Origin of the sequence: Pseudomonas sp. Tri1, from assembly GCF_017968885.1 — a bacterium.
Classification (GTDB): Bacteria; Pseudomonadota; Gammaproteobacteria; order Pseudomonadales; family Pseudomonadaceae; genus Aquipseudomonas.
In genome coordinates, this window is sequence record NZ_CP072913.1 from 6,588,301 (window position 1) to 6,600,209 (window position 11,909).

Annotated in this window: 11 protein-coding genes; 4 read left to right on the forward strand and 7 right to left on the reverse strand. The window is 60.7% G+C overall.

Going from position 1 to position 11,909, the window contains the following annotated elements:
* Nucleotides 1-11 precede the first annotated feature (11 nt).
* Nucleotides 12-1,010 (reverse strand): phosphate ABC transporter substrate-binding protein PstS, encoded by a 999-nt coding sequence (locus J9870_RS28885; protein WP_210642077.1) that lies wholly within the window; start codon nucleotides 1,008-1,010, stop codon nucleotides 12-14.
* A 239-nt stretch (nucleotides 1,011-1,249) separates the two neighbouring features.
* Nucleotides 1,250-2,548, reverse strand: a complete 1,299-nt coding sequence (locus J9870_RS28890) for an MFS transporter (protein WP_210642078.1) — start codon at nucleotides 2,546-2,548, stop codon at nucleotides 1,250-1,252.
* Nucleotides 2,549-2,936: 388 nt separating this feature from the next.
* On the opposite strand from J9870_RS28890, the gene J9870_RS28895 reads away from it, so the two are divergent.
* Nucleotides 2,937-3,341 (forward strand): acyl-CoA thioesterase, encoded by a 405-nt coding sequence (locus J9870_RS28895; protein WP_003177184.1) that lies wholly within the window; start codon nucleotides 2,937-2,939, stop codon nucleotides 3,339-3,341.
* A 57-nt stretch (nucleotides 3,342-3,398) separates the two neighbouring features.
* Entirely contained in the window at nucleotides 3,399-4,298 is a 900-nt protein-coding gene (locus J9870_RS28900) for a D-hexose-6-phosphate mutarotase (RefSeq protein ID WP_210642079.1), read from the forward strand.
* A 133-nt stretch (nucleotides 4,299-4,431) separates the two neighbouring features.
* Here the strand turns inward: J9870_RS28900 and J9870_RS28905 are convergent, their stop codons facing one another.
* The 5 genes from J9870_RS28905 to J9870_RS28925 all read right to left on the reverse strand — a co-directional run bounded on the left by J9870_RS28905 (nucleotide 4,432) and on the right by J9870_RS28925 (nucleotide 8,245).
* Nucleotides 4,432-4,968: a DUF3299 domain-containing protein gene (locus J9870_RS28905; RefSeq protein WP_210642080.1), complete on the reverse strand. Its 537-nt coding sequence runs from the start codon at nucleotides 4,966-4,968 to the stop codon at nucleotides 4,432-4,434.
* Nucleotides 4,969-5,057: 89 nt separating this feature from the next.
* Nucleotides 5,058-5,303 (reverse strand): GlsB/YeaQ/YmgE family stress response membrane protein, encoded by a 246-nt coding sequence (locus tag J9870_RS28910; protein ID WP_003196372.1) that lies wholly within the window; start codon nucleotides 5,301-5,303, stop codon nucleotides 5,058-5,060.
* Between the two features lie 105 nt (nucleotides 5,304-5,408).
* Nucleotides 5,409-6,491 (reverse strand): 5-(carboxyamino)imidazole ribonucleotide synthase, encoded by a 1,083-nt coding sequence (locus J9870_RS28915; protein WP_210642081.1) that lies wholly within the window; start codon nucleotides 6,489-6,491, stop codon nucleotides 5,409-5,411.
* 12 nt (nucleotides 6,492-6,503) lie between these two features.
* Nucleotides 6,504-6,995: a 5-(carboxyamino)imidazole ribonucleotide mutase gene (purE, locus tag J9870_RS28920; protein WP_003187060.1), complete on the reverse strand. Its 492-nt coding sequence runs from the start codon at nucleotides 6,993-6,995 to the stop codon at nucleotides 6,504-6,506.
* Nucleotides 6,996-7,327: 332 nt separating this feature from the next.
* Nucleotides 7,328-8,245 (reverse strand): LysR substrate-binding domain-containing protein, encoded by a 918-nt coding sequence (locus J9870_RS28925; protein WP_210642082.1) that lies wholly within the window; start codon nucleotides 8,243-8,245, stop codon nucleotides 7,328-7,330.
* A 181-nt stretch (nucleotides 8,246-8,426) separates the two neighbouring features.
* Between J9870_RS28925 and aspA the strand changes: the two genes are divergently transcribed.
* Both aspA and J9870_RS28935 read left to right on the forward strand, forming a co-directional pair.
* A complete protein-coding gene (gene aspA, locus J9870_RS28930) occupies nucleotides 8,427-9,851 on the forward strand; it encodes an aspartate ammonia-lyase (protein WP_003196363.1) in 1,425 nt (474 codons plus the stop codon).
* 487 nt (nucleotides 9,852-10,338) lie between these two features.
* The gene (locus J9870_RS28935) at nucleotides 10,339-11,790 is read left to right on the forward strand and encodes an alanine/glycine:cation symporter family protein (RefSeq protein ID WP_210642083.1); all 1,452 of its coding nucleotides are present in this window, start codon (nucleotides 10,339-10,341) and stop codon (nucleotides 11,788-11,790) included.
* Nucleotides 11,791-11,909: the final 119 nt, after the last annotated feature.

Here is an 11,909-nt window from a genome sequence, read left to right on the forward strand (position 1 = left end):
GGGCTCAGGTATTACTTCTTGACGACGCTGGCGCCTTCTTGCAGACCCAGGTCAGCCAGTGCCTTGGCGGCCACCTTGGCTGGCAGTGGGATGTAACCGTCCTTGACTACAACTTCCTGGCCTTGCTTGGACAGGACCAGTTTCACGAACTCAGCTTCCAGCGGGGCCAGAGGCTTGTTCGGCGCCTTGTTGACATAAACGTAGAGGAAGCGCGACAGCGGGTACTTGCCGTTCAGGGCGTTTTCTTCGGTGTCTTCGATGAACTCAGTGCTGCCTTTCTTGGCCAGGGCCACGGTCTTCACGCTGGCGGTCTTGTAGCCGATGCCCGAATAACCGATACCGTTCAGCGAAGAGCTGATCGACTGCACGACCGAAGCCGAGCCTGGTTGTTCGTTGACGTTTGGCTTGTAGTCGCCTTTGCACAGGGCTTCTTCCTTGAAGTAGCCGTAGGTGCCGGATACCGAGTTACGACCGAACAGTTGAACCGGCTTGTTGGCCAGGTCGCCGGTCACACCCAGATCGCCCCAGGTTTTCACATCGGCTTTAGCGCCGCACAGACGAGTCGACGAGAAGATTGCATCGACCTGTTCCATGGTCAGGTGCTGGATCGGGTTGTCCTTGTGCACGAATACCGCCAGGGCGTCCACGGCCACCGGGATAGCCGTTGGCTTGTAGCCATACTTCTGTTCGAAGGCTTGCAGCTCGTTGTCCTTCATCTTGCGGCTCATCGGGCCCAGGTTGGAGGTACCTTCGGTGAGCGCAGGTGGCGCGGTGGAAGAACCGGCAGCCTGAATCTGGATGTTTACGTTCGGGTATTCTTTCTTGTAGTTCTCGGCCCACAAGGTCATCAGGTTGGCCAGGGTATCGGAGCCGACGCTGGAGAGGTTGCCCGAAACACCAGTGGTCTTGGTGTAGCTCGGGATCGCAGGGTCAACAGCGGCAACCGCGTTGGCAGTCGCAACGCCAGCAGCGACAAAAGTCATTGCCGCCATCAAACGCTTCAGTTTCATGCCTTACTCCTAGCAGATAGGGTGTGTTAAGTCGGCCAAGTATCGGTAAGCCGTGTGAACACTCTATTGCTGAAATATGACAATTGGATGAAAGGCCAGCATTGAGTTTTGCAAGATGATTCATGCGGACCCAATCGCGAGCAAGCTCGCTCCCACAGGGGATTCGCGGTGAACGCAACATCCATGTGGGAGCGTGCCTGCTCGCGATGAAGCCAGTGCAGTCAGTAAAAGATTCGGACCTAGCGCCCCTGCTTCCAGAGATAACCACCCACCGCAATCCCGATGCCGCAGATCACTGCCACGTAATATGCCGGCCCCAGTGGGCTTTCCTTGAGCAGCAGAGTGACGATCATCGGGGTCAGGCCGCCGAAGATCGCATACGCCAGGTTGTAGGAGAATGACAGGCCGCTGAAGCGCACCACTGCCGGGAATGCCTTGACCATGACATAAGGCACCGCGCCGATGGTGCCCACCAGCAGCCCACTCAGGGCATAGAGCGGGAACAGCCATTCGGGGTGGTCGAACAGGCTGTGGTAGAACGTCCAGGAGGTGATCAGCAGCAAGGTGCTGCCAAACACGAAGACCCGCCCGGCACCGAAACGGTCCGCCAGTACGCCGGAGCCGATGCAGCCAAAGCTCAGGAACACGATCGCCAGGCTGTTGGCCTGTAATGCCGTGGTCGGGCTGAAGTGATACACCGTCTGCAGCACCGTCGGGGTCATCAGGATGATCACGATGATGCCGGCCGACAGCAACCAGGTCAGCAGCATCGAAATGGCGATGGCGCCGCGATGATCACGCAGCACGGCCCGCAGTGGCACTTCTTCAGCCAGGGCCTTGCGCAGTTGCAACTCGGCGAACACCGGGGTTTCGTGCAGCCAGCGGCGCAGGTACACCGAGAACAGCCCGAACACACCGCCCAGCAGGAACGGAATCCGCCAGGCGTAATCCGCTACTTCCACCGGTGTATAAATGCTGTTGATCGCGGTCGCTACCAGTGAGCCCAACAGGATCCCTGCCGTCAGGCCACAGGTAAGGGTGCCGCAGGCGTAGCCGATGTGGCGCGCCGGAACATGTTCGGAAACGAATACCCAGGCCCCCGGCACTTCACCGCCAATGGCCGCACCCTGGATCACCCGCATCAGCAACAGCAGGATCGGCGCCCACATGCCGATCTGTGCATAGGTCGGCAGCAGGCCCATGATCAGGGTCGGCACGGCCATCATGAAAATGCTCAAAGTGAACATTTTCTTACGCCCCAACAGGTCGCCGAAGTGGGCCATGATGATCCCGCCCAGTGGCCGGGCCAGGTAACCGGCGGCAAAAATACCGAACGTCTGCATCAAGCGCAGCCATTCGGGCATCTCGGCAGGGAAGAATAATTTGCCGACCACAGTGGCAAAGAACACAAAAATGATGAAATCGTAGAATTCCAGCGCACCGCCCAGCGCAGACAGTGACAAGGTCTTGTAATCGTTGCGGGTCAGCGGACGGGCCGGTTGTGCAGGCGTCGCTGTGCTCGAAGGCGCAGTGGTCATGGCAAGGGCTTCTCTTATTGGTCAGTTCTGCGCAACCCGACAGCGCGGGTTGGGGCCTGCGGCCTGTGTGGCGAGTCCGGCACGATAGCAAATTGTTCGAAAAAACACATAGAGGCGCGTAATTGACCGTCGAAATCAGAACCGAGTGGTCGTCTCGACGTCTATCGCCCGATATACTCGCAACTTTGCAACACTCTGTAGGGGGTTGCTGTGCGAAAACGTCGTTGGTGGCGTAGTACCAGAACCAGCCGGTTTCGCAGAGTTTCCCTTTGGCACGCCTTTACGAAAAACGTGACGAACGTAGCATGTTCGGGCTGAATCGTTTTTTACAAAGACGGCTATTCACCTGAAGCACCAGACAGCGTTACGGGTCAGAGGCACCCCCGGCATGATAGAGCTCGAACAAGAAGATCCAATCCCGCAAGGCGACCTGGCCCTGCAAATCACCGCGCTCCCTCGCGAAACCAATGGCTTTGGCGATATTTTCGGCGGCTGGCTGGTGTCCCAGATGGACCTGGCTGGCACCGCAATGGCCAGCAAAGTGGCCGGCGGACGCGTGGCCACCGTGGCGATCGATCGCATGGCGTTCCTGGTACCGGTGGCGGTGGGTGCGCAGTTGTCCTTTTATACCCAGGCGCTGGAAATCGGCCGCAGCTCGATCCAGATGATGGTCGAGGTCTGGAGCGACGACCCGCTGTCCAGTGAGTGGCGCAAAGTGACCGAGGCGGTATTTGTCTTCGTCGCCATCGACGGCAGCGGTCGCACCCGCTCGGTTCCGCCGCGCGCTCGTTAAACACGCCGGCCGTTTTGCGGTCCATTGCAGTCCCTGTTCCCGAGCGAGATTTGCAAGATGCCTACGCCCAACGTCGAAGCCGTCAAACTGGATGAACTGAACGCCTGGCGCATCCGCCACGGTCAGGCCGAGTTGCTGGTGGCCCAGCAAGGCGCGCACATCCTCAGCTATCAAGTGGACGGCCAGCCGCCGCTGATCTGGCTCAACGACCAGGCCACATTCAAGGCCGGCAAGAGCATCCGCGCCGGCGTGCCGGTGTGCTGGCCGTGGTTCGGCAATCTGACGCGCAACCCCGACAGCGTACAAGCCATGCGCGTGACCAACGACCCGGCCACGGCCCACGGGTTGGTTCGAGCGATGGATTGGGAGTTGAAGGGCATCGAAGCCGAAGGCGAAAGCCTCAAGGTGGAGTTCGTGCTGCCCTATCCTGAAAACGGCCTCTCGGGCTGGCCCCATCAGGTGGACCTGACGCTGACCATCGTCATGGACGCGCAGTTGCACATCAGCCTCACCAGCCATAACCGCGGCAGCGAAAGCGTCAGCCTCAGCCAGGCGCTGCACAGCTATTTCGCCGTCAGCGATGTGCGCAATGTGCATGTCGAAGGGGTGGATGGCTTGAGCTACGTCGAGACCCTGGACGACTGGAAAACCGTCACCCAGGCCGGCGACCTGCACTTTACCGGCGAAACCGACCGCATCTATCTCAATACCCCGCCGCGACTGAGCATCGTCGACCCGCAGTGGGAACGACGGATCGAACTGACCAGCAGCGGCTCGCGCTCGGCGGTGATCTGGAACCCCTGGACCGAGCGTGCCAAGGCCTTCAGCGACATGGCCGACGATGGCTGGCAGCGCATGCTGTGCATCGAGACAGCGAATGTGATGGACGATGTGGTGACGCTGCTGCCGCAGGCCAGTCATACCTTGGGTGTGAGCATCGGCAGCAAGCCGCTCTAACACTGCACAATCCATGTGGGAGCGAGCTTGCTCGCGATAGCGGACTGACCGTCAACATCAGCTTCGACTGATACACCGCCATCGCGAGCAAGCTCGCCCCCACATTGGGATTTGTGTCAAGCCAACCGGCCTATTACAAATCCGCCTCCTGCACCACCCTCACTTTCTCCGCCTCCAGCGCATATGCCGCGCTGGCCAGGTCGTTGTCGACCTTTTCGATCTTCAGCGTGCCAGTCACCCAAAGCGGTGTGTAGATGTCGTCCAGCTTCAGGCCTTTGGGATAGCGCACCAGCACCAGTTGATTCGGTGGCGGTGGCGGGACGTGGATGCAGGCGCCAGGGTAAGGCACCAGGAAGAACAGCGTGCTACGGCCCTTGGCATCGCTTTCAAGGGGCACGGGGTAACCGCCGATGCGAATGTGCTTGTCGTTCATCGACGCCACGGTCTTGGTCGAATACATCACCGCAGGCAAACCCTTGCTTTGCTTCAGGCCGCCTTTCTCGGTGAAGGTGCCATTGGCTTCGGGGGAATTGTGGTCGATCTCGGGCATGGCCTCGAGGGCTTTCTGGTCCGACTTGGGCATCAGTTCGAGCCAGTCGGTTTCCGGCAGCTCGGCGGCGTGGGCCAGGCCACTGCCCAGCAAAAGAAGGGTCAACATTAGACGGCGCATGAAAGGGCTCGGCAATGAGTAGGAAGTGCAACGCCGGGCATTCTAGCCCCCTCTGCGCGCCACGCAGAGGGGGCTTTGTCGCATTTGAATCAGTTTCTTTTGATCAGGCCGTAGATCACCAGCAACACCACCGCACCCACCAGTGCACCGATGAAGCCAGCGCCTTGGCCAGCCTGGTAGATGCCCAGGGCCTGGCCGCCGTAAGTGGCTGCCAACGAACCGCCGATACCGAGCAGGATGGTCATGATCCAGCCCATGCTGTCATCGCCCGGTTTCAGGAAGCGCGCCAGCAGGCCGACGATCAGGCCGATAAAGATGGTTCCAATGATTCCCATGGCATTTCCCTCTGGTTGAATAACTAGGGCCAAATCCAGTCGGATTTGGCGCCTAGCTAATCAGAGAAGTTGGCCGACGAATGGTTCCACCGATATTCCAGACTATTACTCGGCGATCAACGTCTCGACCTTGATGATCTGCTGGGCCAGCGTGGCCCGGTCAGCGCAACGCAGGTTGGCGTGACCGACCTTGCGCCCGGCCTTGAACGCCTTGCCATAGTGATGCAAATGGCAGTCGGCAATCGCCAGGACTTTCTCGCTGTCCGGGACCCTGCCGATGAAGTTGAGCATCGCGCTTTCACCGACCTTGGCGGTCGACCCCAGCGGCAGCCCGGCCACCGCCCGCAGGTGGTTTTCGAACTGGCTGCACTCGGCGCCTTCGGTGGTCCAGTGCCCGGAGTTGTGCACCCGAGGCGCGATTTCGTTGGCCTTGAGGCCGCCGTCCACTTCGAAGAACTCGAACGCCATCACGCCGACATAGTCGAGCTGCTTGAGCACCCGGCTGGAATAGTCCTCGGCCAGGGCCTGCAACGGATGATCGGTGCTGGCGACGGACAGTTTGAGAATGCCGTCCTTGTGGGTGTTGTGCACCAGCGGGTAGAAACGGATTTCACCATCGCGGGCCCGTACGGCGATCAGCGAGACTTCGCCGGTGAACGGCACGAAACCTTCCAGCAGGCAGGCCACGCTGCCGAGCTCGGCAAACGTGCCAACCACGTCTTCAGGCTTGCGCAAGACTTTCTGGCCCTTGCCGTCGTAACCCAGGGTACGGGTCTTGAGCACGGCCGGCAGGCCGATGGACGCAACGGCGGCGTCCAGGTCGGCCTGGGACTGGATGTCGGCGAAGGCTGGCGTGGGGATGCCCAGGTCCTTGAACATGTTCTTTTCGAACCAACGGTCACGGGCGATGCGCAAGGCTTCGGCACTCGGGTAGACCGGGACGAACTGGGACAGGAAGGCAACGGTTTCAGCCGGGACGCTTTCGAACTCGAAGGTCACCAGATCGACTTCATCGGCCAATTGGCGCAGGTGGTCCTGGTCGCCGTAGTCGGCCCGCAGGTGTTCACCCAGCGCCGCGGCGCAGGCGTCCGGCGCCGGGTCCAGGAAAGCGAAGCTCATCCCCAGCGGCGTACCCGCCAGGGCCAACATGCGACCCAACTGGCCGCCACCGATTACACCGATCTTCATTCGTCAACAACCTCAGGCAATGCGTGGGTCTGGATTGTCCAGGACGCTGTCTGTCTGTTCAGCGCGGAATTTTTTCAGCACGGTATGAAATTGTGGATGCTTGGCACCCAGGATGCTCGCCGAGAGCAGGGCCGCGTTGATCGCACCGGCCTTGCCGATGGCCAGGGTCGCAACCGGGATGCCAGCCGGCATCTGCACGATCGACAGCAGCGAATCGACGCCCGACAGCATCGACGACTGTACCGGCACGCCCAGTACCGGCAGGTGGGTCTTGGCCGCACACATGCCTGGCAGATGGGCCGCGCCCCCGGCACCGGCGATGATCACCTCGATGCCACGGGACTCAGCCTCTTCGGCGTACTGGAATAGCAGGTCCGGGGTACGGTGGGCGGAGACCACTTTCACCTCATAAGGGATGCCGAGCTTTTCCAGCATATCGGCGGTGTGGCTAAGGGTGGACCAATCGGACTTGGAGCCCATGATCACGCCAACCAGTGCACTCATCGTCGTGCCTCTTCTCTCTGGGCGCCCGCAGGCGCGTCAAAAAACAACAAGCCACGCAGGAAACCGGCGTGGCTTGTTGTACGAATTATGGCCGGGCAAGCCGACCGAAGGCCGGGCAGTATACCGAAAATGGTGCGTTAAACGCACTTTCGCCGACCGTCTGTCGTTTGAGGGGAAGTGGCGACTTTATTGACTCTCGGGTCAGCGAAATAACAACACAAATCCCCCTGTGGGAGCGAGCTTGCTCGCGATGGCGATGTGTCAGTCAACTCCGATGTTGAAGGTCAGTCCGCTGTCGCGAGCAACTCGCTCCCATAGGGTTTTGAGTGCTATCAAGATCCCGCGGCGCCCTGCGCTGCGCCGCCCTCAAGCTTGCGCCACAACAAGCGCACATTGGCCTTGCGCACCAAGGCGCAGCGGTACAGGCGAATCTCGAGAGGTACGTGCCACTGCGTGCCGCCGCAGACCACCAGTTCGCCCCGGGCCAGTTCGGCACGTACGCTCAGGTGCGGCACCCAGGCAATGCCCAGGCCTTCCAGGGCCATGCTTTTCAGACTGTCGGCCATGGCCGTCTCGTAGACCGTGGTGAAACGCAGCGCCCGCTGGCGCAACAACTGGTTAACCGAGCGGCCGAGAAACGCTCCGGCGCTGTAGGCCAACAGCGGCACGCTGGCTTCGCCTTCGAGATCGAACAAGGGCTTACCACCGGCATCGGCGGCACACACCGGGAGCATTTCGGTCTGGCCCAAGTGCAGCGACGGAAAGATCTCCGGGTCCATCTGCATCGCCGAATCCGGATCGTAGAAGGCCAGCATCAGGTCGCAACCGCCTTCACGCAATGCATGGACCGCATCGCCGACGTTGGTCGCCACTAGCCGCGTGGCGATGTTCATCCCTTCGTTACGCAACTGGGCGATCCAGCGCGGGAAGAAGCCCAGCGCCAGGGAGTGGGCGGCCGCCACCTGGATGACTTCGCCCTGCCCGCCTTCCAGATGATGCAGATGACGCAGCACTTCACCCAACTGCTCGACCACCGTACGGGCCGTCACCAAGAAGAGTTGTCCCGCCGCCGTCAGTTCGACCGGCGTACGAGAGCGGTTGACCAGGGTCAGCCCGAGCGCCGCCTCGAGGCTGCGGATTCGCCGGCTGAAGGCCGGCTGTGTCACGAAGCGTCGTTCAGCGGCCTGGGAGAAACTGCGGGTAGCGGCCAGGGCACTGAAGTCCTCGAGCCATTTGCTTTCAAGATTCATCATGTCCTCCCGTTACACGCACCAAAACAGGTCACACGTTCGCCGCACAGCCGACGTCACACCCGCATTATGCCGAATATGCATAGGCCAGTGTTTAACAGCATTGGCCCTATTTTTTTCGAGAGCCTAGGATCCACAGCGTTCCGGCTTAGCCCGGGTCCTTATCGAGATGATTTCAATCATGTCCTCCGCTGCATCATTCCGCACAGAAAAAGACCTGCTTGGTGTACTTGAAGTACCGGCGCAAGCGTATTACGGCATCCAGACCCTACGAGCGGTAAACAACTTCCGTCTCTCCGGTGTTCCGATCTCGCACTACCCAAAGCTGGTGGTCGGTCTGGCAATGGTCAAACAGGCCGCCGCTGACGCCAACCGCGAACTGGGACAGCTCAGCGAAGCCAAGCACGCCGCCATCAGCGAAGCCTGTGCACGATTGATCCGCGGCGACTTCCACGAAGAGTTCGTGGTGGACATGATCCAGGGCGGCGCCGGCACGTCGACCAACATGAATGCCAACGAAGTGATCGCCAACATCGCTCTGGAGGCCATGGGCCACCAGAAAGGCGAATACCAGTACCTGCACCCGAACAACGACGTGAACATGGCGCAGTCCACCAACGACGCCTACCCGACCGCGATCCGCCTGGGTCTGCTGCTGGGCCACGATGCGTTGCTGGCCAGCCTCGACAGCCTGATCCAGGCGTTCGCGGCCAAAGGTGAAGAATTCAGCCACGTCCTGAAAATGGGTCGCACCCAGCTGCAAGACGCTGTGCCGATGACCCTCGGCCAGGAATTCCGTGCCTTCGCCACCACCCTGAGCGAAGACCTGGCGCGCCTGAAAACCCTGGCGCCCGAACTGCTCACCGAAGTGAACCTGGGCGGCACCGCCATCGGCACCGGTATCAACGCTGACCCGCGCTACCAGGCCCTGGCCGTGCAGCGCCTGGCAACCATCAGCGGCCAGCCGCTGGTTCCGGCCGCCGACCTGATCGAAGCCACCTCCGACATGGGCGCCTTCGTACTGTTCTCCGGCATGCTCAAGCGCACCGCAGTCAAGCTGTCGAAGATCTGCAACGACCTGCGCCTGCTGTCCAGCGGCCCACGCACTGGCATCAACGAAATCAACCTGCCGGCCCGCCAGCCAGGCAGTTCGATCATGCCCGGCAAGGTCAACCCGGTTATCCCCGAAGCGGTCAACCAGGTAGCGTTCCAGATCATCGGCAACGACCTGGCCCTGACCATCGCGGCCGAAGGCGGTCAACTGCAACTGAACGTGATGGAGCCGCTGATCGCCTTCAAGATCTTCGACTCGATCCGCCTGCTGCAACGCGCCATGGACATGCTGCGCGAACACTGCATCGTCGGCATTACCGCCAACGAAGCGCGCTGCCGTGAACTGGTCGAGCACTCGATCGGCCTGGTCACCGCCCTGAACCCGTACATCGGCTATGAAAACGCCACCCGCATCGCCCGCGTTGCCCTGGAAAGCGGCCGCGGCGTGCTGGAACTGGTGCGCGAAGAAGGCTTGCTCGACGACGCCATGCTCGACGACATCCTGCGCCCGGAAAACATGATTGCACCGCGTCTGGTTCCGCTCAAAGCGTGATCACCGCTGCTAACGCTCACCAGGTCGAGGGACTAGACACCTCTCACCTTTTGAGGGCTTGGGGATTTTTCCCCAAGCCCTTTTTTTAATTTGACAGCGACAAGGATGACCGAACTGTAGGAACGAATCTTCTCGCGATAAACGATGACGCGCTGCCGTTGTAAACCGCGTCACCAGCCATTGCGAGCGGGCTCGCCTCCACAAAAACCTGACCGGATGGCCAGGTGAAATGAAGGGTCCGCTTCGTCGGACGCACCACAATCGTGCAGACGGGCACCGCACTGATAGGTATAGTGCCGCCCCTCTTCGCGTGAGCGGTCGTCAGTAGAGAGACCCTAAAACATGCGAAAACCGAACTAATAACAAACCCGCGAAAATGGACCGGGACGAAACATCGCCTCACCTGTTGGGCCGCGCGCCGACCGATGTAACGCGATATTTCCAAATGGCCAGCATTTGCTTAAACAAAAAACAGCGAGGAATACTCATGCTTGAAGTCATCAACGACTTCCTTTCAGGGAAAGTGCTGATCGTGCTCATTGTCGGGCTCGGGAGCTATTTCACGATCCGCTCGCGTTTCGTCCAGTTCCGCCATTTCTTTCATATGTTCGCGGTGTTCCGTGACAGCCTGAAAAGCAGCACTGACCAGCTCAGCTCCTTCCAGGCCCTGATGCTCAGCCTGGCCGGTCGTGTCGGCGCAGGCAACATCGCCGGTGTCGGCATCGCCGTGACCCTCGGTGGTCCTGGCGCAGTGTTCTGGATGTGGGTGACCGCGCTGGTCGGCATGTCCAGCAGCTTCTTCGAGTGCTCCCTCGGCCAGCTCTACAAGCGCTGCGACTCCGAAGGCCAATACCGTGGCGGCCCGTCCTACTACATCCAGCACGGCCTGCAGAAACGCTGGCTGGGCATGATCATGGCATTCCTGCTGCTGGTCACCTTCGGCTTCGCCTTCAACGGCCTGCAAGCCCACGCCGTCACCCACTCCCTGAACAACGCCTTCGGCTTCGACACCACCTACACCGGTCTGGGCCTGGCGGTGCTGCTGGGCCTGGTGTTCATCGGCGGGATCAAGCGCATCGCCAAGGTGGCCGACCTGCTGGTACCGGTCAAGACCCTGGCGTACATCGCCGTGACCATCTATGTGATCGTGCTGCAGTTCGACCACGTACCGGCCATGCTGGCGACCATCGTCAAGAGCGCCTTCGGTCTGGATCAGGCCTTTGGCGGCCTGATCGGCAGCGCCATCGTCATGGGCGTCAAGCGTGGCGTATTCGCCAACGAAGCCGGCCTGGGCAGTGCGCCTAACGTGGCCGCTGTCGCGTCGGTCGAGCACCCGGTGGCCCAGGGCGTGGTACAGGCGTTCAGCGTGTTCCTCGACACCTTCGTGATCTGCACCTGCACCGCACTGCTGATCCTGCTGTCGGGCTTCTACACCCCGGGTTTCGAAGGCGACGGCATTGCCCTGACCCAGAACTCCCTGGCAGCCGTGGTCGGTGACTGGGGCCGCATGTTCATTTCCGTAGCCCTGGCGTTGTTCGTCTTCACCTCGATCCTCTACAACTACTATCTGGGTGAGAACAACCTGCGCTTTATGCTCGGGGAAAACCGCAAGGCGCTGATCGCCTACCGCGCGCTGGTCCTGGTCCTGATTTTCTGGGGCGCCATCGAAAACCTCAGCACCGTGTTCGCCTTCGCCGACATCACCATGACCCTGCTGGCGTTCGTGAACCTGATCGCGCTGTTCCTGCTGTTCAAGGTCGGCATGCGCATCCTGCGCGACTACGACGACCAGCGTTCGGCCGGTATCAAGACCCCAGTCTTCGACTCCAGCAAGTTCCTGGACCTGGATCTGGACCGCAAGGCTTGGCCTGCCAACCCATCGGCGCCGGTTGCCAAACCTGACGCAGCTGTTGCTGGCACGACCGCAGCGCAACGCTGATCGGTAATAAGCTGTTTGGAAAAAACCGGGCGCATCCCCTGCGCCCGGCGTGACACAGCCTAAGGTCGGCGTCATGCTCGACCTTATGTTGTGGCAGCGACTAAATGACGCTGCCGCTT

Bases quoted from the DNA above. Each gene is read 5' to 3' on its own strand.
- J9870_RS28885 (WP_210642077.1), bottom strand. From the start codon at position 1,010: ATGAAACTGAAGCGTTTGATGGCGGCAATGACTTTTGTCGCTGCTGGC.
- J9870_RS28890 (WP_210642078.1), bottom strand. From the start codon at position 2,548: ATGACCACTGCGCCTTCGAGCACAGCGACGCCTGCACAACCGGCCCGT.
- J9870_RS28895 (WP_003177184.1), top strand. From the start codon at position 2,937: ATGATAGAGCTCGAACAAGAAGATCCAATCCCGCAAGGCGACCTGGCC.
- J9870_RS28900 (WP_210642079.1), top strand. From the start codon at position 3,399: ATGCCTACGCCCAACGTCGAAGCCGTCAAACTGGATGAACTGAACGCC.
- J9870_RS28905 (WP_210642080.1), bottom strand. From the start codon at position 4,968: ATGCGCCGTCTAATGTTGACCCTTCTTTTGCTGGGCAGTGGCCTGGCC.
- J9870_RS28910 (WP_003196372.1), bottom strand. From the start codon at position 5,303: ATGGGAATCATTGGAACCATCTTTATCGGCCTGATCGTCGGCCTGCTG.
- J9870_RS28915 (WP_210642081.1), bottom strand. From the start codon at position 6,491: ATGAAGATCGGTGTAATCGGTGGCGGCCAGTTGGGTCGCATGTTGGCC.
- purE (WP_003187060.1), bottom strand. From the start codon at position 6,995: ATGAGTGCACTGGTTGGCGTGATCATGGGCTCCAAGTCCGATTGGTCC.
- J9870_RS28925 (WP_210642082.1), bottom strand. From the start codon at position 8,245: ATGAATCTTGAAAGCAAATGGCTCGAGGACTTCAGTGCCCTGGCCGCT.
- aspA (WP_003196363.1), top strand. From the start codon at position 8,427: ATGTCCTCCGCTGCATCATTCCGCACAGAAAAAGACCTGCTTGGTGTA.
- J9870_RS28935 (WP_210642083.1), top strand. From the start codon at position 10,339: ATGCTTGAAGTCATCAACGACTTCCTTTCAGGGAAAGTGCTGATCGTG.